16 protein-coding genes are annotated in these 19795 nt (G+C 48.8%); 9 read left to right on the top strand and 7 right to left on the bottom strand.

The features are described 5' to 3' along the window. Positions 1 to 180: 180 nt before the first annotated feature. The 6 genes from rpsA (at position 181) to rfaE1 (ending at position 5505) form a co-directional block, all read left to right on the top strand. A complete protein-coding gene (gene rpsA, locus DYD62_RS11490) occupies positions 181 to 1857 on the top strand; it encodes a 30S ribosomal protein S1 (RefSeq protein WP_115228281.1) in 1677 nt (558 codons plus the stop codon). A gap of 16 nt (positions 1858 to 1873) precedes the next feature. Then, positions 1874 to 2158, top strand: a complete 285-nt coding sequence (locus tag DYD62_RS11485; protein WP_046350225.1) for an integration host factor subunit beta — start codon at positions 1874 to 1876, stop codon at positions 2156 to 2158. Between the two features lie 153 nt (positions 2159 to 2311). Beyond that, complete coding sequence (locus DYD62_RS11480) at positions 2312 to 2614, top strand: LapA family protein (RefSeq protein ID WP_115227467.1); 303 nt, start codon at positions 2312 to 2314, stop codon at positions 2612 to 2614. 8 nt (positions 2615 to 2622) lie between these two features. Next, the gene (gene lapB, locus DYD62_RS11475; RefSeq protein WP_115227466.1) at positions 2623 to 3792 is read left to right on the top strand and encodes a lipopolysaccharide assembly protein LapB; all 1170 of its coding nucleotides are present in this window, start codon (positions 2623 to 2625) and stop codon (positions 3790 to 3792) included. A gap of 67 nt (positions 3793 to 3859) precedes the next feature. Further along, complete coding sequence (gene pyrF / locus DYD62_RS11470) at positions 3860 to 4555, top strand: orotidine-5'-phosphate decarboxylase (RefSeq protein WP_115227465.1); 696 nt, start codon at positions 3860 to 3862, stop codon at positions 4553 to 4555. Positions 4556 to 4581: 26 nt separating this feature from the next. After that, positions 4582 to 5505: a D-glycero-beta-D-manno-heptose-7-phosphate kinase gene (gene rfaE1, locus DYD62_RS11465; protein WP_115228280.1), complete on the top strand. Its 924-nt coding sequence runs from the start codon at positions 4582 to 4584 to the stop codon at positions 5503 to 5505. 49 nt (positions 5506 to 5554) lie between these two features. On the opposite strand, the gene DYD62_RS11460 is transcribed toward rfaE1, so the two are convergent. From DYD62_RS11460 to DYD62_RS11445, 4 genes are all read right to left on the bottom strand, one after another. Further along, on the bottom strand, positions 5555 to 7366 hold the full coding sequence (locus DYD62_RS11460; RefSeq protein WP_115227464.1) for a sensor domain-containing diguanylate cyclase: 1812 nt from the start codon (positions 7364 to 7366) through the stop codon (positions 5555 to 5557). Between the two features lie 102 nt (positions 7367 to 7468). Continuing rightward, the gene (locus DYD62_RS11455) at positions 7469 to 8644 is read right to left on the bottom strand and encodes a DUF2863 family protein (protein ID WP_115227463.1); all 1176 of its coding nucleotides are present in this window, start codon (positions 8642 to 8644) and stop codon (positions 7469 to 7471) included. Positions 8645 to 8697: 53 nt separating this feature from the next. Beyond that, the gene (locus DYD62_RS11450; protein ID WP_115227462.1) at positions 8698 to 9153 is read right to left on the bottom strand and encodes a GNAT family N-acetyltransferase; all 456 of its coding nucleotides are present in this window, start codon (positions 9151 to 9153) and stop codon (positions 8698 to 8700) included. A gap of 174 nt (positions 9154 to 9327) precedes the next feature. Next, on the bottom strand, positions 9328 to 10857 hold the full coding sequence (locus DYD62_RS11445) for a DEAD/DEAH box helicase (protein WP_115227461.1): 1530 nt from the start codon (positions 10855 to 10857) through the stop codon (positions 9328 to 9330). Positions 10858 to 11245: 388 nt separating this feature from the next. On the opposite strand from DYD62_RS11445, the gene acnB reads away from it, so the two are divergent. From acnB to DYD62_RS11430, 3 genes are all read left to right on the top strand, one after another. Next, on the top strand, positions 11246 to 13819 hold the full coding sequence (acnB, locus tag DYD62_RS11440; protein ID WP_115227460.1) for a bifunctional aconitate hydratase 2/2-methylisocitrate dehydratase: 2574 nt from the start codon (positions 11246 to 11248) through the stop codon (positions 13817 to 13819). A 233-nt stretch (positions 13820 to 14052) separates the two neighbouring features. Then, on the top strand, positions 14053 to 15162 hold the full coding sequence (locus DYD62_RS11435; protein WP_115227459.1) for an aromatic ring-hydroxylating oxygenase subunit alpha: 1110 nt from the start codon (positions 14053 to 14055) through the stop codon (positions 15160 to 15162). A gap of 144 nt (positions 15163 to 15306) precedes the next feature. Next, positions 15307 to 15819 (top strand): porin family protein, encoded by a 513-nt coding sequence (locus DYD62_RS11430; protein WP_115227458.1) that lies wholly within the window; start codon positions 15307 to 15309, stop codon positions 15817 to 15819. Positions 15820 to 15934: 115 nt separating this feature from the next. On the opposite strand, the gene mltA is transcribed toward DYD62_RS11430, so the two are convergent. The 3 genes from mltA to DYD62_RS11415 all read right to left on the bottom strand — a co-directional run bounded on the left by mltA (position 15935) and on the right by DYD62_RS11415 (position 19697). After that, positions 15935 to 17098, bottom strand: coding sequence for a murein transglycosylase A (mltA, locus tag DYD62_RS11425; protein WP_115227457.1), 1164 nt, complete (start codon positions 17096 to 17098; stop codon positions 15935 to 15937). Continuing rightward, entirely contained in the window at positions 17095 to 17340 is a 246-nt protein-coding gene (locus DYD62_RS11420; RefSeq protein WP_115227456.1) for a PhaM family polyhydroxyalkanoate granule multifunctional regulatory protein, read from the bottom strand. Before DYD62_RS11420 ends, mltA begins: the two co-directional genes overlap by 4 nt. Before the next feature lie 86 nt (positions 17341 to 17426). After that, the gene (locus tag DYD62_RS11415; protein ID WP_115227455.1) at positions 17427 to 19697 is read right to left on the bottom strand and encodes an NADP-dependent malic enzyme; all 2271 of its coding nucleotides are present in this window, start codon (positions 19695 to 19697) and stop codon (positions 17427 to 17429) included. Positions 19698 to 19795: the final 98 nt, after the last annotated feature.

Raw genomic sequence — 19795 nt, 5'->3', positions numbered from 1 at the left:
CTTTACAATCGCCCCACTAAGCCGTGGCCATTGGTCATGGCTTTTGCCCTTCTGGGGCGTTTGTCGTGTTGGCAGGGCGCAAAGCGCTGTCACATTTGTTCAACTAACTTATTTTTGGCATTCCGCCAGAAATGCTTGGAAATTTCCATTTATATGACTACTGCTACTCTGTCCGGCTCCATGGAAAGCTTTGCCGCTCTGTTCGAAGAAAGCCTAACGCGTCAGGAAATGCGCGCTGGTGAAGTGATCACTGCTGAAGTGGTTGCTATCGACCATAACTTCGTGACTGTGAACGCCGGCCTGAAGTCCGAGTCGCTCATCCCGCTCGAAGAATTCAAAAACGACAACGGTGACCTTGATGTTAAGGTTGGCGATTTCGTTCCTGTTGCGATTGATAGCCTTGAAAACGGCTACGGCGAAACTAAACTCTCCCGCGAAAAAGCTAAACGTCTGGCTGCGTGGATTGAGCTTGAAGACTGCCTCGAAAAAGCCATGGTAATGACCGGTGTTATTTCCGGTAAGGTTAAGGGTGGTCTGACTGTTATGGTTAACGGTCTGCGCGCATTCTTGCCAGGTTCTTTGGTTGATATTCGTCCGGTTAAAGACACCACTCCATTCGAAGGCAAGCAAATCGAATTCAAGGTGATCAAGCTTGACCGTAAGCGTAACAACGTTGTTGTTTCACGCCGCGCTGTGCTTGAAGAATCCTTGGGCGAAGAGCGTCAAAAACTCCTTGAAACACTCAAGGAAGGCGCGATCATCAAGGGTATCGTTAAAAACATCACTGACTACGGCGCGTTCGTTGATCTGGGTGGTATTGACGGTCTGTTGCACATCACTGACTTGGCTTGGCGTCGTGTGAAACACCCATCTGAAGTGCTGGCTGTTGGCGATGAAGTTGAAGCTAAGGTTCTGAAGTTCGATCAAGAGAAGAACCGCGTATCTCTGGGTCTGAAGCAATTGGGCGAAGATCCTTGGGTTGGTTTGTCACGTCGTTACCCATCGGGTACACGTATGTTCGGTAAGGTTACTAACCTTACAGACTACGGCGCATTCGTTGAAATCGAACAAGGCATCGAAGGTCTGGTTCACGTTTCAGAAATGGATTGGACTAACAAGAACGTTCATCCATCCAAGGTTGTTCAGCTTGGCGATGAAGTAGAAGTAATGATCTTGGATATCGACGAAGAAAAACGTCGTATCTCACTGGGTATGAAACAGTGCATGGCTAATCCATGGGATGATTTTGCAGAAAACTTCAAGAAGGGTGACAAGATCAAGGGCGCCATCAAGTCTATTACTGACTTCGGTGTGTTCGTTGGTCTGGCTGGCGGTATCGACGGTCTGGTTCACTTGTCTGATCTTTCTTGGAATGTGGCTGGCGAAGAAGCTGTTCGCAACTACAAGAAAGGCGACGAAGTTGAAGCGATGGTTCTGTCTATCGACACAGAAAAAGAACGCATCAGCCTTGGTATCAAACAAATGGAAGGTGATCCTTTCAACAACTACGTTTCTACATTCGATAAAGGTTCCCTTGTTAAGGGTTCTGTAAAATCTCTGGACGCTAAGGGCGCGATCATTGCTCTGTCTGAAGAAATCGAAGGTTACCTGCGCTCTACAGAAGTTTCACGCGATCGCGTTGAAGACATCCGTACTGTGCTGAAAGAAGGCGACGAAGTTGAAGCCATGATCATCAACGTTGATCGTAAGAACCGTTCGATCAATCTGTCGATCAAAGCGAAAGATTCCGCTGATGAAACAGAAGTAATGAGCAAACTGTCTACCGAAAGCACAGGTACTGCGGGTACAACTAGCCTTGGCGCACTGCTGAAAGCTAAGATGTCCGGCGCTGAGTAATATGGATCAAGGTGGGATGACCAAGTCCGAGCTTATTGCAAAGCTCGCCCAGCGTTATCCGCAGCTGGTTGCGAAGGATGCAGAGCTGGCTGTGAAAACCATCTTAGATGCAATGGCCAAGAGCTTGTCTCAGGGCCAGCGTATCGAGATTCGTGGATTTGGCAGTTTTGATCTGAATTATCGTCCGCCACGAGTGGGGCGCAATCCGAAATCAGGTACGAAAGTATCGGTTCCGGAAAAATTTGTTCCCCACTTTAAAGCGGGCAAAGAACTAAGAGAAAGGGTAGATGCCCTGATTTGATGTTCTGCTTTCAGGCGACACCTTCGGGTGTCGCCTTTTTGCATAAAAGGAGCTGTATTCTTAATTCTTACTTAATACCAGATGATTCCTGATCGTGTAGATTGCATTTAATCGGTTACAATGTGAGCTAGCTTATTTCTATGGTTTAGATCAATGCGCTATTTGTTCTGGCTTATCAAATTTTTTCTATTTGTCATTCTGTTTGGCTTCGCCATGCATAATGCCGAACCTGTGGTGCTTAAATTCTTTTTAGGCTATTTCTGGCAAGCTCCTTTGGCCCTATTGTTATTAGTATTCTTTGTGGTTGGTGCTGTATTTGGCTTGCTGGCTGCATTCTCTAAGATTATTCGTTTGCGACGTGAAGTGGTCGGGCTGAAAAAAGAATTGCGTGCTCGCCAAACCGTTGCAGACTTCCCGCCTGATCTTCTTGTTGAACAACCTCGTGATGCGTTGTAAATCCCTTTATGCTTGAAATTGAATATTGGTGGCTCATCGCCCTGCCGGTCTTTTTTGCCTTGGGCTGGCTGGCTGCGCGTGTAGATATTAAACATGTCTTGTCTGAAACCCGATCTTTGCCTGTAGCGTATTTTAAAGGCCTGAATTACCTCCTAAATGGTGAGACTAACCGTGCTGTTGACGTCTATGTTGATATTGCACGGCACCATGCAGAAACGATTGAATTGCAATTTACGCTTGGCCATTTGTTTCGCCGCAGAGGTGAATTAGAGCGTGCTATTCGTATGCATCAAAAGCTTTTGGTGCGCCGAGAATTAACGATTGCACAAAAACAAACGGCGCAATTTGAGCTTGCTCTTGATTTTATGCAGGCTGGTTTATTTGATCGTGCAGAAAGCCTGTTAACAGAGCTGGCCGATACAGATTATGCGCGTCAGGCCAGAATAGAATTGCTGGGTGTTTATCAGCAAGAAAAGGCGTGGGCCAAGGCGATTGAAACGGCTCAGCAATTGCGGGATGAGCGTCATACTTATCAGCATGAGATTGCCCAGTTTTATTGTGAACTTGCTTCGCAAGGTGCTTTACGCTCTGAGCCTGCAGCAGCAAGAGTTTATTTGCAAAAAGCGCTTGCTGAACATCGTAAATGCGCACGTGCAAATATCATTCTGGCTGAGCTGGAAATGACTGCGGGCAATATAGATGCCGCCATTGAGGCATGGCTTCGAATTGAGTCGCAGGAGCCGCTTTATATTGCGCTGGCCGCAAGAGGGTTGCTGGCGGCTTATGATGCTCAGGAACGAACGGAAGAGGGCACCAAGCTGCTGCTTGGCTTGTTGCGTCAGTATCCAGAGTTAGATGTGCTGGATCTGGCTTATGAGCGCTTATTAACTGAGCAGGGTTTGTTGGCAACGCATGAGTTTGTTCGTGAGCGGCTTAAAGCCCATCCAACCATGCCAAGTTTACGCAAGGTGCTGGAAGCTCATCTCTTAGTTGCGCCAGATGATCAGAAGGTAGAGCTTGAAGTCATTGTGAAGCTGATCCACGACGCAACGCGTGAGCAAACAATGTATCGCTGTACTCATTGTGGTTTTAAAGCAAAACAATATTTCTGGCATTGTCCTGCATGTACTGAATGGGAAACCTTTCCTCCAGTGCGTGGGGCGCAGAAAAACGCTTGATCTGTGTGTCTTTGCCTTGTTCATTAAACATAAAAATAACTTAAAAAATATAGATACAGGATCGTGTATGCCTTCTTTATCCAAAGTGATCGTTGCCCTTGACTATACCAATGCGGCCGAGGCTCTGGCGTTTGCCAGCCGGGTTAACCCGGCGCTTTGCCGTCTGAAAGTCGGAAAAGAATTATTCACCCGCTGTGGTCCTCAATTAGTAGATCAGCTCGTTGCGCGTGGCTTTGATGTTTTTCTGGATCTGAAATTCCACGATATTCCTAATACGGTAGCGCAAGCATGTAAAGCGGCAGCCGAGCTGGGTGTCTGGATGGTCAATGTCCATGCCAGCGGGGGGCGTCGTATGATGGAAACCACTCGCAATGCTTTGGAGGCACTACCGCAGCGTCCTTTGCTGATTGCTGTTACGGTGTTAACCAGTATGAATACGGAAGATCTGGCAGAGCTGATGTTGCCGGAGCCTGCTAAGCAGGTTGAGATGCTGGCTCGTTTAACTTATAGCAGTGGCCTCGATGGTGTGGTTTGCTCTGCACACGAAGCGGGTTTGGTGCGTTCTTTAAGCGGCCCTGAGTTTAAGTTGGTTACACCAGGTATTCGCCCTGCCAATAGTGCCGCAAATGATCAATCACGTATTATGACGCCGGTAGCGGCCATTGATGCGGGTGCTGATTACCTAGTAATCGGGCGGCCAATTACCCAAAGTGATGATCCTGCGGCCACGCTGGCTGAGATTAACGCCAGTTTAGTGGGGTAATTATGTTGTCTCCAGAAGGTAAAAAAATGCTGCAACGTGCTGTTGCAAAAGCACGGGTAATGGTGGTGGGTGATGTCATGCTGGATCGTTACTGGTTTGGTGATGTAGAGCGCATTTCTCCCGAAGCGCCTGTGCCTGTGGCGCGAATTCGCCGTACCGAGGAGCGTGCTGGTGGCGCGGCCAACGTGGCCAGAAATATTGCAGCCTTGGGTGGTCAGGCATATTTACTGGCGGTTGTTGGTGATGACGAGGCAGGTCGTAGCTTAGAAAGCTTGCTGCTGGCGGATAAGGTGAATATTTATTTTCATCGTGATTCAAATATTGATACCACGGTCAAGTTGCGTGTTTTAGCCAGACAGCAGCAATTACTGCGCATTGATTTTGAAAGTGAGCCGAGCCATGAAGTGCTGGCCGCTAAACTGGATGACTTCAGAGCGCTGTTGCCCAATGTAGATGTCGTCATCTTGTCTGATTATGGTAAGGGTGGCTTGCGTCATGTACAGATGATGATTGAAATTGCCCGTGAAGCTGGCAAAACGGTGCTGGTTGATCCTAAGGGTGATGAGTATGAGCGCTATCGTGGGGCGACATTGCTGACTCCAAATCGCAGTGAGTTTAAGCAGGTGGCAGGGAAATGGACGAACGACAGTGAGCTGGCACAGAAAGCCGAGTCTTTGCGCGCATCGCTGGACTTAGATGCGTTGTTGGTGACGCGTAGTGAAGAAGGGATGACCCTGTTTCGTAAGCAGGGTGTTGTTCATAAGCCAACCCATGCCCATGAGGTTTTTGATGTTTCTGGTGCGGGTGACACAGTTATTGCCACTTTGGGTCTTATGCTTGCTGCAGGGCTGGAAATGCCTGAAGCGATGGATTGGTCTAATCGTGCCGCGGGTGTTGTGGTTGCCAAACTAGGGACTGCCGTTGTTCATCCGGATGAGTTATTCGCCTGAATGTTCCTGGTTTCAAAAAAAACGCCGCTGAATTAAGCGGCGTTTTTTATTATCTCAAAGCGACCCCAGTTGGGGTTTCGGCGATCTCTACCCGATTTTTCCCTAGTTTTTTTGCCTGATACATCGCCTGATCTGCCCGTTCAATCACCTGGTCCCTAGCTTCGCCGGGCAAGACAAGTGCCACGCCGGCGCTGAAGGTGATCAGAAGTTTTTCGTTATTGTTTAAAAAGAAGCGCTTGGTTAGCTCTCTTTGTAAGCGCTGCACAACGCTTACGGCCTCATTAATATCTGTTTCAGGCAAAACGAGAACAAACTCTTCGCCGCCATATCGTGCAACAGAGTCACTTGGGCGTAATAAATCTTTTACTACCGAGACGAGGTGTACTAGCGCAGCATCACCTGCGGCATGGCCCTGGCTGTCGTTTAATTTTTTAAAATTATCAATATCCAACAAGCCAATACTTATGGGGCTTTCACTGCGTAACGCTCTTGCAAGCTCAACATCAAAGATTTCTTCCAGCCCTCTGCGGTTAAGTGCGCCGGTGAGCTGATCGGTACGGACTTTCTGGCTGACATGGGTCAGCTCGTTCTCCAGCTCGATAATGCGACGCTGAGCATCATCGGCCTGCGCACGTGCTTCGATTAAATCATCGCGGGATCGACGTACATCCAATTGCATGCTGCGAGTATCGCCAAGTAATGACTCTAAAACGTCTTTAATGCTGTTTAAATCATTGGCCTGTTGAATTTGCTCAGTGTAATCGCTGATTTTACTGTGGTATTGATCTGTGCTGTCCGACATAACGCTCAGGCGATCAATGAAGGTGGCAATCATGTTCTTAAGAACAGTCTGGGTTTCTACAAGGCTGTGCTTAATCTGGCCTTGCTTAAAAAGGACTTCCTTGAGCCCAGCTTCCGCGTCATAGATGACTCTCATATCCAGGGGCTGCGCCATGATGGCTTGCACCACCGCCACCTGGCCCCTGACCCATTCATCTTCAATGACGACTTCCGCCATATTATCTGTGAGCAGGCGCAGCAGGCCCATTAGTCCATCACAAAGCCGAATTTCCTGATCGTTTTGCAATTCTAAACGCAGCCAGAATTTTCTCAGTCGTGGCATCAGCTTTTGCGTGCCCGCATTATTGCTTACAGATGCCACTTCCACGGCAAGGCTGGCTGCTTCAGCTTGCAGATCCGCATTGTGCGAAAGCCTTCCCTCGATTCCCACGCTCAGTGCGGAGATCAGGGCGTCACGCCAATCACGCCAGTCGCCGTTATCTTGGTCTGATGTGCTGTTAATTGAGTTATTAGCCGGGTTGTTTAAATCGCCGGGATCAGATAACACTTCTGGGCTTTCGCCACTTTCCACGCTGGCCCCGGACCATGCTTTGATCAAAGCACCTAGTTTTTCATTGAGTGAATTGGCGTCGCTGCCAAAATTAATCAGTACTTTTTCTAGTGATTCTTGTTTGCGGCTGGGAGTGTAAACAGGATTGCGTAACTCCCACTGGCGGATTAAATCACGAATTAAATCAGCCCAGCTTCGGCTAAGCTCGGTTTGCCCGCCCTGGGTCTCTATGCTGCGGATAATGAGTGCAGGCATATTGGCCCAGTTAGACTGGCCGGCCTGCTTATAAAGCTGCTCAATATTGCGCTGTAGTTCAGGGGTTTGCCTTGGGAAGCTTCCCATGCTGACAATCAAGTCTTTAATCACAGGGTGAAGTTTGTCGTTGTCTGCCGTACCCGCAATCTCATGATAAATTGATTCGTAGTGATCAGGCGTCGGGGGAACCCTGCGCATAGTCAGCTGCTTAAGTGTTTCACGAGCAATATCGGTGGGATTACTGAGCTTTCGCATGGCAGGTCAATTCAGTTGGAGGCGTGGTGATTATAGTCGATTGAAATCAGTCATGTGGCTTACGTTGCAGTGGCGGCCGGGGTGTCCGCCACTACCATGCGTTTAGTGCAAGTGTGGGGACGGGGTGTCGCTGCTTTCTGGTGTTTCTATATGCAGTAAATCGCCGTCTAAATCAGGAAATAGCGGGTTTCCACAGTCATCGCACTGATCCATGGGGAAGGTATGCTCATGAATCACAATATCATTGATGCCTGCGTCACGCAGAATGGATTCTATATCTGCAACGCAATCTGTATGTTCATCTTCACCATCCAGTAGAGGCCAGACTACGCCATGCAGCATTGGCTCTTCATTGCGGCGGATAAAACCAATTCTGTATTCTTCAAGATGGCGACCGTGGCATGCCGCAATTACGCAGGTGAGCTGGCGTGCTTCGATATTGAGCAATAGCTGTAAGAACGAAATGGTCGCCCTTAATGAATAGCCTCTTGATGCACGATCAGATTCGCGCCAGGCTGCAAAATAAGAAAGCGGTGTGAGTGATTCCATGGCGCATCCGGCAAATAAAGATTGCAGGGATTGAAGTCCTTGCTTCTGCCATTGGCTGAGGATGTCTTTGCGCACACCATCTTCTTCCTGCCAGCGAAATAAAGCTTGGCCAACGGGGGCGGTTACGGCGCCTAGCAGGTAGCGGGTGTCGGTTAAAAAAGTGGCGGGTTCGGCGCTGCTGGCTCGTTCGCAGATTAGTGTGCCGTTTTCTGTGCTGAGTGTTGCCAGCATTTTGCTCAGTTTTGCAGTATTGCAATAGCCCTGAGGGAGTTGATCCGGGCTGAATAAAAAATCTGCCAGGGAAAAAAGCGTGCCCTTAGCAAATACCTGCTCTGCTAAATGTTTGCGCAAGCTTTCGATTCTTTCTGCACCAAGCGGTCCTGAGGGGATGCTAAAGCGAGACCACGCTAAAAGGGGAATGGCAAACATAACGCTCTGGCCATCTTGCTGATCAATCATCACATGATGTGTTTCTGTGCACGCTTCAACAATATCTGCTAACTCATTCCAGGCCTGCGGATCTGTTTTTGAAAGAGTATCAAGGGCACTGTTTAATGTGTCCTCGTCTTCGTCGATCAGGATTTCTTCAACCAGCTGCGTCAGTTTGTCTTGCCAGAAACGATCTTCCACAAGGGTGCAAGATATCGAAAGGCTGCTTGCGATATGGATTAATTCATCTGCTTCAGCAGCACCACGGCTGCGGCGAACGGTGCGGGGGCGTTTAATCATTTTCTCGTCTTGTTGTATAAGTTGATCATTTAATTATGCAGGGCGCAGATCAGTCAGATCATCACTTCAAGATAGTGCGTGTCTGGCCCGTAACCGGATAGCTTATTCAGTATTTGCTCGTTGAGCGGAAAAACGGGCTTAAAACCTTGCTTTAGCCAGAATGGTGCAGCACCAGCTACGGCAATCAGTCTGATTTGTGCAAAGGCGTGTTGTTTTGCCCAAGATAATGCCGTGTCTATAAGCTGCTGAGCCAGCCCCAGACCCCGGGCTTGCGGATGCACGGCAAGATCATGCAGGTAATAGATGGGTTGCTGGGTATTGGCGGGTGGTAGTACGGAATTTAAATCGGGCGGGGTATCGCCACACCAAGGGTGGCTGAATAAATAGGCGACCACTTCACACTCTTTTGTGGCAACCCAGCAGCTGGAGGGGGATTGTTGTTGTTTGCAAACTAAATGTGCAGCATCTTCCAAGAGTGCGCTTGGGTAGCAGGCACTTTGAATGGTCATTATCGCTTGGATATCTGAAGGGCTAAGAGGGCGAATGTGTACGCTTTGCTTAATTTTCAAGGCGGGCTCAAAAGTAAAAACAGCCCATCTGTAAGGAATGGGCTGTTGATTTAATCTAAAAGCACTGGCTTAAATACCTCTGTAAACGGGCCAGAAGATAATCAGATTACTCAATTACCAGCTGGCGCGGCGTTGACGTGTTTCGCCATTGCCGGCCGGACGTTCAGCGCGTGGGGCACCGCCATCACGGCTACCGCTGCGGAAGCTACCCGGGTTGCTGTTTGGGTTGTGTGCGCCGCCGCCAAAGCTGCCGCGGGATTCACGGGATTCGCTGCCTGCACCGCGTGTATCTGCACCACGGGAGTCGTTACGACGTTTGTCGCCGTAGCCACCGCCATTACCTGCGTAGCCACCCGTGCTGGCACCGGCATAACCACCGCCGCCGCCATGAGGGCGCTTGCCTTTATAGCCGCCGGATGGTTTGCGATCGCCGTAACCGCCGCCGCCATTACCACCTTGACCTGGCTTGAAGCGTGCTTCAAGACCTGGTAAAGATACAGTACCGAAATCGATGTTGTAACGACGACGAATGCGTGTCAGCAACATAAAGTCGTTTTTAGTCACGAGGGAGATAGCTTTACCTGTGCGACCTGCACGACCAGTGCGACCTACGCGGTGAATATAGTCTTCAGCAAAACGTGGCAGATCAAAATTCAGAACCAGACCAATACCGGCAACGTCAATACCACGCGCAGCAACATCAGTTGCAACCAAGATATCGATTTCAGCGCGGCGCAGACGATCTAAAGTGCGACGACGATCGCGTTGAGCTAAGTCACCGTGCATCGCTGCAGCACGGAAGCCTTCCAGTTTCAGCCACTCGGCAAGGCCGTCGGCATCTGCTTTTGTTGCGGTAAATACAATCGATTGTGTTTCGCTTGCATCTTTCAGTAGGGCAGCAACCAGTTTTTGCTTGTGCTCGTAACCGTCAGCGTAATGAACAGCCTGTTCGATTTGTGGCTGAGCATTGATGGTTACTTCCATTTCCACTAAACGTGGATCGCGTAGCATTGGGCCAGCAAAGCGTTGAACTGTTTCTGAAAGTGTTGCAGAGAATAGGGCGGTTTGGCGATCTTTAGGCATTGCAGAAACAATGGCTTCAACTTCGTCAATAAAGCCCATGTCCAGCATGCGGTCTGCTTCGTCCAGTACCAGCATGTCCAGACGGCCGAAATCAATACGGCCACCGCGCATCAGGTCAGACAAACGGCCTGGTGTTGCAACCAATACTTCGTAAGGTTGTGCCAGCATACGGTTTTGAACTGGGTAAGGAACGCCACCCACTACGCAAGCAACCTTGCAACGTGGGATCAGTTTGCAGTAATCTGTCGCAACTTTGGCAACTTGCTCTGCAAGTTCACGTGTTGGTGTAAGAACAAGAACGCGTGGGCCGCGTGCATTGTGCTTAGCAGGCTTAAATAATTTATGCAGCGCTGGCAGCAAGAATGCTGCAGTCTTACCTGTACCCGTTTGTGCAGAAGCCATCACATCATGGCCAGCCATCAATTGTGGAATTGCAGCGGCTTGCACTGGGGTTGGAGTAGTGATACCGAGCTTAGCTAATTCTTGTACCAGTTCGGTGGCAAGGCCCATTTCGGCAAAAGCGTTAACAGCGGTTTCAGAATGAGTGTCGCGATGTGGCATGAATATTCCTTTGAATATATCCCGGCGAGCGGGAAGACGGGCGCATTCCGGAATTAAATACGGAAATCGGCCGTCAGCGTTACATCGACGCTAACCGGTCAATCCGCATCTCATACAGCACAGGCGGGGGAAGGTCAGGGTACGATGGGGATTTGTGCTAAAGCACAAAGAAGGTTGCGGATCATACCGATAGACAAACAAAATTGCAAGCTAAATCGAAGTAGCCTACCGCATACGCCGCCAGATGGCGGCGCTTCGCCGCTCCTTATTCATTGTAGTGTGGTAAAAGTAGTTACACTTTGATTCACATCTAAAAGCCAGACAGGTAAAATGTCACTAGTCTGAGTTTTTCTCGACACTATCCCATCATCACTTGAAAGGTCCAACCGTGCTAGAAGTCTATCGTCAGCATGTTGCAGAGCGCGCAGCACAGGGTATCCCAGCGCTTCCACTGAATGTGTCGCAAACAGTCGACCTGATCGAACTGTTAAAAACTCCGCCTCTTGGTGAAGAGGCCTTTCTTGTCGATCTGATTACTTACCGTGTTCCAGCCGGTGTAGATAACGCAGCTAAAGTAAAAGCATCTTATTTGGCTGCCGTTGCCCATGGTACGGAAGTATGCAGTTTAATCAGCCGTGCTCAAGCAACTGAATTACTAGGCACGATGTTAGGTGGCTTTAATATCGCCCCCTTGGTTGACTTGCTCGACGATGAAGCGGTTGCTGCCATTGCTGCTGCCGCCCTATCTAAAACACTCTTAATGTTTGATGCGTTTCATGATGTAAAAACGAAAGCCGATGCGGGTAATGCCTTTGCTAAGCAAGTTTTACAATCATGGGCAGATGCAGAATGGTTTACTAGCCGCCCGGCCGTGCCAGAAAAAGTAACACTGACCGTATTTAAAGTGTCTGGCGAAACCAATACTGATGATTTGTCGCCAGCCCCAGATGCGTGGTCACGCCCAGATATTCCATTGCACGCGCTTGCAATGCTAAAAAATCCACGCCCAGGCATCGAAGCCGATCAGCCTGGCAGCGTTGGCCCGATCAAACAGCTGGATGCGCTAAAAGCCAAAGGCCATAAAATTGCTTACGTTGGCGATGTGGTTGGGACAGGTTCTTCTCGTAAATCGGCAACCAATTCAGTACTGTGGTTTACCGGCGACGATATTCCTTATGTGCCAAACAAACGCTTTGGTGGCTTCTGCTTAGGTACAAAGATTGCGCCTATCTTTTTTAATACCATGGAAGACGCAGGCGCTTTGCCGATCGAAGTAGATGTTTCTACGCTTGAAACCGGTGATGTGGTTGATGTTTACCCACTGGAAGGAAAAATTGAGAAAAACGGCGCCGTTGTTTCAACTTTCAGTTTAAAAACCGACGTCCTGTTGGATGAGGTGCGCGCCGGTGGCCGTATTCCTTTGATTATTGGTCGTGGCTTAACGGATAAAGCACGCGAAGCCTTGGGCTTGGTGCCATCTGCCGTATTCAAACGCCCGGTTGCACCGGTAGATTCTGGCAAAGGCTTTAGTTTAGCTCAGAAAATGGTCGGTAAAGCCTGTGGTGTGACCGGTGTTCGCCCGGGTACGTATTGTGAGCCACGCATGACTTCGGTTGGCTCGCAAGACACCACCGGCCCGATGACCCGTGATGAGCTCAAAGACCTGGCCTGCCTTGGCTTCTCTGCTGATCTGGTGATGCAATCGTTCTGCCATACAGCGGCTTATCCAAAGCCGGTTGACGTTAAAATGCACCACGAGTTGCCAGAGTTTATCTCCACTCGTGGCGGTGTATCGCTGCGTCCGGGTGATGGTGTGATTCACTCATGGTTAAACCGCCTGCTGTTGCCAGATACCGTGGGCACAGGCGGCGACAGCCACACCCGCTTCCCGATTGGTATTTCTTTCCCGGCGGGCTCTGGTTTAGTGGCTTTTGCTGCCGCAACCGGTGTGATGCCGCTGGATATGCCTGAATCGGTACTGGTGCGCTTTAAGGGTGAAATGCAGACTGGCATCACCCTGCGTGACTTAGTCAACGCCATTCCGCTGTACGCCATCAAGCAAGGCCTGCTCACAGTAGAGAAAAAAGGTAAGCAAAATATTTTCTCCGGCCGCATCTTGGAAATTGAAGGCCTGCCTAAGCTGAAAGTGGAGCAAGCCTTTGAATTGTCCGATGCTTCCGCTGAGCGTTCCGCTGCAGGTTGTTCGGTACAGCTGGATAAAGAGCCTATTGCTGAATACCTTACCTCAAACATCACACTGATGAAGTGGATGATTGCCGAAGGCTATGCAGATGCCCGCACTCTGGCACGCCGTATTGCTGCGATGGAAGAATGGCTGGCTAACCCTGTATTGATGCAACCCGATGCGGATGCGGAATACGCCACCATTATTGAAATCGACCTAGCTGATATTAAAGAGCCTATCGTCGCCTGCCCGAATGATCCGGATGACGTGAAGTTCTTGTCTGAAGTAGCGGGTGACACCATTGATGAAGTGTTTATTGGCTCTTGCATGACCAATATTGGTCACTTCCGTGCAGCATCCAAGCTACTAGAAGGCAAGAGCGATATTCCGGTTCGTTTATGGATTGCACCTCCGACCAAGATGGATGCACAGCAACTGACCGAAGAAGGCCATTATGGCGTATTGGGCCGCACAGGCGCGCGCATGGAAATGCCGGGCTGCTCGCTATGTATGGGCAACCAGGCACAGGTGCGTAAGGGCTCGACAGCGTTCTCTACCTCAACACGTAACTTCCCGAACCGCCTAGGGATTGACACCCGTGTTTATCTGGGCTCGGCCGAGCTGGCTTCGGTTTGCGCGATGCTGGGCAAGATTCCAACGCATGCAGAATACCTCGCAAACATTGGCATTCTTGAGCAAAAATCGTCGGAAGTGTACCGCTACTTAAATTTTGATCAAATCAAGAGCTATAGCGATATTGCAGCAGAAGTGAAGTAATCGTAGTGATGTAATAAAAACGAAGCCGCCACTTGCCATATGAAGTGGTGGCTTTTTAGATGATTTCGCAAGACAACTTGCCTAAAGTAGCTTGTTTCGGCGAAAATCACGATCCTTTGCGAGTCGGGCGCCATGCCCGGCTTTTTTATTGATGGCTTGCCCACCCATCTGATGTTCGCTGTGGATACAGCGGCAGTGGCAAGACCAACCTTCTCTTTTCGGGGGTGTGGGATATGTCTAATCTGGCAAACATTGCCGTTGTGCAAGACACAATCGATTCACAATTACCAGTAAGCGCTTATTTTGATGAGACGCTTTATCAAGTAGAACAAGCCCTTTTATTTGCGAAAGGCCCGCGCTATATCGGCCATGAGCTGATGGTGCCCGAAGTGGGCGATTATCATGTTTTAGAAGCGGATAACGCCGCACGATATCTAAAGCGCAATCAGGATGGCGTAAACCTTCTTTCTAATGTTTGCCGCCACCGCCAGGCGCTGATGCTGGAAGGGCGTGGCAATCAAACGCATACCGTCTGCCCGATTCATCGCTGGACATACGACGCTAAGGGCGAGCTGCTTGGCGCGCCTCATTTCAAAAAAAATCCTTGTCTGCATTTACCCAATACGCCATTGCAAGCATGGAATGGCTTATTGTTTGAATCTGGCCGCGATATTGAAGGCGATTTAAAAAATTTAGGCGTTGCAAAAGATTTAGATTTTTCGAAATACGTTTTTCATAGCGTCGTGGTGGATGAATATGAAGGTAATTGGAAAACCTTTATTGAAGTTTATTTAGAAGATTATCATGTGGATCCATACCATCCGGGTTTAGGCCGCTTTGTTGAGTGTGCTGATCTGGCATGGGAATTTGGCGATTGGTATTCGGTACAGACGGTGGGTGTTCATAATGCATTAGCTAAACCCGGCTCTAAAGTCTATGCCGACTGGCATGCCGAACTCATGCGCTATGGACAAGGAAAAGCCCCAAAGCACGGGGCAATTTGGCTGACTTATTATCCCAATATTATGGTGGAGTGGTATCCCCATACTTTAGTGATTTCAACCATTATTCCAACAGGGCCGCGTAGTTATAAAAACGTGGTTGAATTTTATTACCCTGAAGATATTGCGTGGTTTGAGCCTGAGTTATTGGCGGCAGAGCAAGCTGCATATGCCGAAACGGCAGTGGAGGATCAGGACATCATCCGCAGAATGGAATCCGGGCGAAGTGCGCTGTATGCCGCAGGGCGCAATGAAGTTGGTCCATATCAAAGCCCAATGGAAGATGGTATGCGCCATTTTCATGCTTTTTTAAGACGGGAATTGGGCTCTGCTTTACGCTGAAATAAATTTCTCCAACAAAGTAAATTACTGATTCTTGCTGGGGTTTGAAATATTGTTGAAAGCATTGCTGTTTTTTCGATAATTAAATGGCATAATCACCTCTTCTTAAAAAAACAATAGAAATAATAGTTAACAGGGGTGTTTATGCGTTTACTTGTTGCGCTTGGTTTTATATTAATGGTCTCTTCTGCCAATGCAGAAATTCGGCCGGGTTTTATGGCTGATTTCTCTATTGGAAGGTCACAATATTCTACCGATTCTGAGCCCGATGCTGCGTTTTCTGCTCAGCTGGCTTATCAGATTAATACTCATTTTGCGATTGAAGGGCAGTTTGTCGGTTTAGGTTTGGTGACGCCAATGTTCGCTGGCTGGTTCGAGGAAAAAGTCAAATATACCCCGGAAAGTTATTACGGTATTTCTCTTGTCGGCAATTTGCCTCTGAATGAGCGCTTTGATTTATATGCAAAGTTAGGCGTGGGGCGGACGCTGTTTTCCAGCAGCCAAAAAAAATATGCCGATTACTCTGAGACAGATACTAATTTGGGCGCAGGCACCCGAATGAGGCTGGGACAAAATTGGTCTATGAAGTTTGAAGGTCAGTATTTTAATAAAGCGAAAGTATCAACATGGCTTTTAGGCGTGGGTTATCACTTTTAAGATAAGCCTGATAAATTAAATGTTTTTATTTTTCATCGCGATTGTCTTTCCAATAAATGGACTTGAATAAATAACTTTAATTGGCTACTGCTTAACGCAGTAGCCAATTGAATTTTTAATCAGGCAAGGCCAGATTATTAGGCCAAATCAGCCACAGCTGGCCGCTTTGCTTCATTTTCCCTGCCAGCTCACCTGCCGCATCTCCCGTTCCCCAAAAGAAATCAGCCCTTATTGTGCCGTGTATAGCGCCTCCGGTATCTTGCGCCGCCACCAGTCTGTGAATACCGCCCCCATTATCTGGCCGATCCGTTGCAATAAAAGTCATACTCCCAAGAGGGATCACGTTTTTATCTACTGCGATGCTGAAGCCTGCCGTCAGAGGGATATTTTGTGCGCCAACTGGACCCTCATTTGAAAGGGGCAGGGTGCGAAAAAAGACGTAGCTTGGGTTGCTGTCCAGCAAGTTTTCAATACGATCAGGATTCGTATCTGCCCAGCTTCTGATGGATTGCATCGAAACATCTGCCGCTTTCAGCTCGCCTTGCTCCACCAGCCAGCGTCCTACAGGTTTATATGGGTGGCCATTCTGATCGGCATATCCTAGGCGAAGCTCTTTCCCCTCATGCAAACGAATGCGTCCGGACCCTTGAATTTGCAAAAACTGTACATCCATTGGGCTTTCCAGCCATGCCAGTACAGGCGCATCTATGTTTTTCTTAACAATATCGCTGCGGCTGAAGTAAGGCAGTAATTTATTGCCAACCAAACGCCCGCGTACACGCTTTCCTTTTAGCTCTGGATAAAGCGCAGCCAACTCTACGGTAATCATATCTTCAGGCGGCGCATAGACAGGATAAAGTGCCCGGCTGGTTTTTTGCATGCTTCCCGGATATACAGGTTCGTAGTAACCGGTAATGAGCCCTGTCTGGCTGCCATCAGGATTGGTTAGCTGATAGGGGGTAAAGTGAGACTCAATAAATTTACGTGCATCTTGCGCGCCGATGTTGCTGGCATTTTTACATAGCGCCAACCAAGGCTCTTGGCGCAGTTTGGTACAAGATTTTTTCCATGTGGCAAAGCTGGAAGCCAGATCGTCCCCAGGCCAATTGGGTAGGTTTTGCCAGGTACTCTGCTGATATGGTAAAGCTGTTTTGGGCTCTGCAACCGGAGGGGGGGATGGCTTGGCGGGCAAGGGGACTGGCGTGGTAGCGCAGGCAGTAAAAAGCCCCGCTGCAATGACGGCGAGGCTGAGGGTACGGGCTGAGCGAATATAAATCATGGTTCCTTTGGATCAAGTCCTTGCTTAAAGGCAGCAATCCCTGCTTTTTGCATTTCAAGGGTTTTAATGGTCATTTGCAGCATACCAACCTGCATAGAAAGCCACTGTTCAACAGTGCGGCATTCTGCAATTTTTCGGTCTATTTCTTCAATCGTCATGGGCGGCGTAAAGGGGTTGCCCGCTGCTGGCTTGAAAAATTGGGAAAATAAGCCGAATGGATCATTAGGATTGTATTCACTCATATTGTTCCCCTCCTTGAAAAATAAAAAGCCCAAGCCCCTGATTCAGTCAAATGATTATGAATCAGGGGGCGGGCTGATATTACTGCTTAGTCGCGTGCAGCTGCTTCAACAGCGGCTAATGCCGCCATATTCACAATACGGCGTACCGATGCTGTAGGTGTCAGAATATGCACAGGAGCGGCTAAGCCCATTAACATCGGGCCAATTGTTACGCCATCGCCGCAAGTCATTTTCAATAAGTTGAAAGAAATATTTGCGGAATCCAGATTTGGCATAATCAACAGATTGGCTTCACCTTTCAGCGTGGATGTTGGGAATACCTGCTGACGTACTGTTGCCGATAAAGCTGCGTCGCCATGCATTTCACCATCGACTTCAAGATCAGGCGCACGTTCACGCAAAATGGCCAGAGTAGCGCGCATTTTACGGGCAGAAGGCGTATCCATACTGCCAAAATTAGAATGGCTGAGCAGCGCCACTTTAGGTTGAATACCAAACTTGCGTACGGTATCTGCAGCCATCATGGTGATTTCAGCCAGTTCTTCTGGGTTTGGATCTTGGTTAACGTAAGTATCTGTGATAAATACATTACCTGTAGGCAAGAGCAGTGCATTCATCGCAGCGGTGACTTTAGCGTCTTTGCGTAAGCCTAAAACATTGCTGACATACCAGTGATGGCGCTGGTACTGGCCGTAAGTGCCGCAAATCATAGCATCGGCTTCGCCACGCTTCAGCATCAAAGCACCGATCAGGGTGGTTTTACGGCGAACTTCTGCTTTTGCCAGCTCTTCAGCCACACCACGACGCTTCATAATGTCGTGGTATTCCATCCAGTATTCGCGATAGCGCGGATCGTCTTCTTGGTTGCATAACTGGAAATCAACGCCTGCTTTGATGCGTAAGCCCAGTTTTTCGATGCGCTTTTCGATAATAGCAGGGCGGCCAATGATAATCGGCTGACAAACCCCCATATCCACGACTTCCTGCACCGCATGCAGGACGCGCTCGTCTTCACCTTCGCAGAAAATAACCCGTTTATTGGCTTTTTTCGCAGCAGTAAATACCGGACGCATAAATAAATTGGATTTGTAAACGAATTGCGTCAGCTCTTCGATATACACGCCCCAATCTTCAATCGGGCGGGTTGCTACGCCGGATTCCATTGCTGCACGTGCAACTGCAGGCGCAATTTTAATGATCAAACGTGGATCAAATGGTTTTGGAATCAGGTAATCAGGACCAAAACTTAAGTTCTGGCCACTGTAGGCATCAGCCACCACATCGGATTGCTCGGCATGCGCGAGCTCTGCAATGGCGTTAACTGCCGCATGCTTCATGGCTTCATTAATCGTGGTTGCACCAACATCCAGCGCACCGCGGAAAATAAAGGGGAAGCAAAGAACGTTATTGACCTGGTTTGGATAATCAGAACGGCCAGTGCAAACAATGGCATCGCTGCGTGCCGCACGCGCGTCAGGCGGGGTGATTTCCGGATCCGGATTGGCCAGCGCCAAAATCAGCGGGGTAGCTGACATCAACTGAATCATGTCGCCTGTCACTAATCCTGCGCCAGATAAGCCCAGGAAAATATCTGCACCCACAAGCGCATCTTTCAGCGTACGGGATTCAGTATTTTGCGCGTAGCGTTGCTTGGTTTCATCCAGCGGGCCACGGCCTGTATAAATAACGCCTTTGGAGTCGCAAACGGTTACGTTTTCACGTATTACGCCCAAAGAAACGAGCAAATCAAGGCATGCAATCGCAGCAGCACCGGCTCCGGATGCAACCAGTTTTACTTCATTGATTTTTTTACCGATCAGGCGTAAGCCATTGATTACCGCCGCACCAACAATAATCGCTGTGCCGTGCTGGTCATCATGGAAAACCGGGATTTTCATCCGTTCACGCAGCATTTTTTCAACATAAAAGCATTCTGGTGCTTTGATGTCTTCTAAGTTAATGCCGCCGAAAGTAGGCTCCAGCGAAGCAATAATTTCAACGAGTTTTTCTGGGTCTTTTTCTTCGATTTCAATATCGAATACATCAATGCCGGCAAACTTTTTAAAGAGTACGCCTTTCCCTTCCATAACGGGCTTGCTCGCCAATGGGCCGATATCGCCCAAACCGAGTACTGCAGTGCCATTGGTGATGACCGCGACTAAATTGCCACGCGCTGTAAGATTACGCGCTTCGTTAGGATCTTCAACGATGGCATCGCATGCAGCCGCAACGCCAGGAGAGTAGGCCAGTGCTAAATCGCGCTGGCTGGATAAAGCCTTGGTAGGCGAGACCTGAATCTTACCCGGCTTTGGAAAGCGGTGATATTCGAGGGCTTTCTTGCGAATTTCTTCGTCCATATTTGTATCCCTTGTCAAAAGCTGATGAGCTTATATAGATGCTGTGCTTTCTTTAAAGCGCTTGTAATCAGGTGTTTCAGTAGTTGTTAAAAATTTAA

It is taken from the genome of Iodobacter fluviatilis (assembly GCF_900451195.1).
GTDB classification, from domain to species: domain Bacteria; phylum Pseudomonadota; class Gammaproteobacteria; order Burkholderiales; family Chitinibacteraceae; genus Iodobacter; species Iodobacter fluviatilis.
The sequence above is the reverse complement of the archived record's forward strand: the minus strand, read 5'-3'. Positions and strand labels throughout refer to the sequence as shown.

Coding starts and splice junctions, on each gene's coding strand:
- DYD62_RS11415 (WP_115227455.1), bottom strand. CDS start 19,697: ATGGACGAAGAAATTCGCAAGAAAGCCCTCGAATATCACCGCTTTCCA.
- rfaE1 (WP_115228280.1), top strand. CDS start 4,582: ATGCTGCAACGTGCTGTTGCAAAAGCACGGGTAATGGTGGTGGGTGAT.
- DYD62_RS11450 (WP_115227462.1), bottom strand. CDS start 9,153: ATGACCATTCAAAGTGCCTGCTACCCAAGCGCACTCTTGGAAGATGCT.
- DYD62_RS11485 (WP_046350225.1), top strand. CDS start 1,874: ATGACCAAGTCCGAGCTTATTGCAAAGCTCGCCCAGCGTTATCCGCAG.
- rpsA (WP_115228281.1), top strand. CDS start 181: ATGGAAAGCTTTGCCGCTCTGTTCGAAGAAAGCCTAACGCGTCAGGAA.
- DYD62_RS11420 (WP_115227456.1), bottom strand. CDS start 17,340: ATGAGTGAATACAATCCTAATGATCCATTCGGCTTATTTTCCCAATTT.
- DYD62_RS11445 (WP_115227461.1), bottom strand. CDS start 10,857: ATGCCACATCGCGACACTCATTCTGAAACCGCTGTTAACGCTTTTGCC.
- DYD62_RS11430 (WP_115227458.1), top strand. CDS start 15,307: ATGCGTTTACTTGTTGCGCTTGGTTTTATATTAATGGTCTCTTCTGCC.
- lapB (WP_115227466.1), top strand. CDS start 2,623: ATGCTTGAAATTGAATATTGGTGGCTCATCGCCCTGCCGGTCTTTTTT.
- pyrF (WP_115227465.1), top strand. CDS start 3,860: ATGCCTTCTTTATCCAAAGTGATCGTTGCCCTTGACTATACCAATGCG.
- DYD62_RS11460 (WP_115227464.1), bottom strand. CDS start 7,366: ATGCGAAAGCTCAGTAATCCCACCGATATTGCTCGTGAAACACTTAAG.
- DYD62_RS11480 (WP_115227467.1), top strand. CDS start 2,312: ATGCGCTATTTGTTCTGGCTTATCAAATTTTTTCTATTTGTCATTCTG.
- mltA (WP_115227457.1), bottom strand. CDS start 17,098: ATGATTTATATTCGCTCAGCCCGTACCCTCAGCCTCGCCGTCATTGCA.
- DYD62_RS11435 (WP_115227459.1), top strand. CDS start 14,053: ATGTCTAATCTGGCAAACATTGCCGTTGTGCAAGACACAATCGATTCA.
- DYD62_RS11455 (WP_115227463.1), bottom strand. CDS start 8,644: ATGATTAAACGCCCCCGCACCGTTCGCCGCAGCCGTGGTGCTGCTGAA.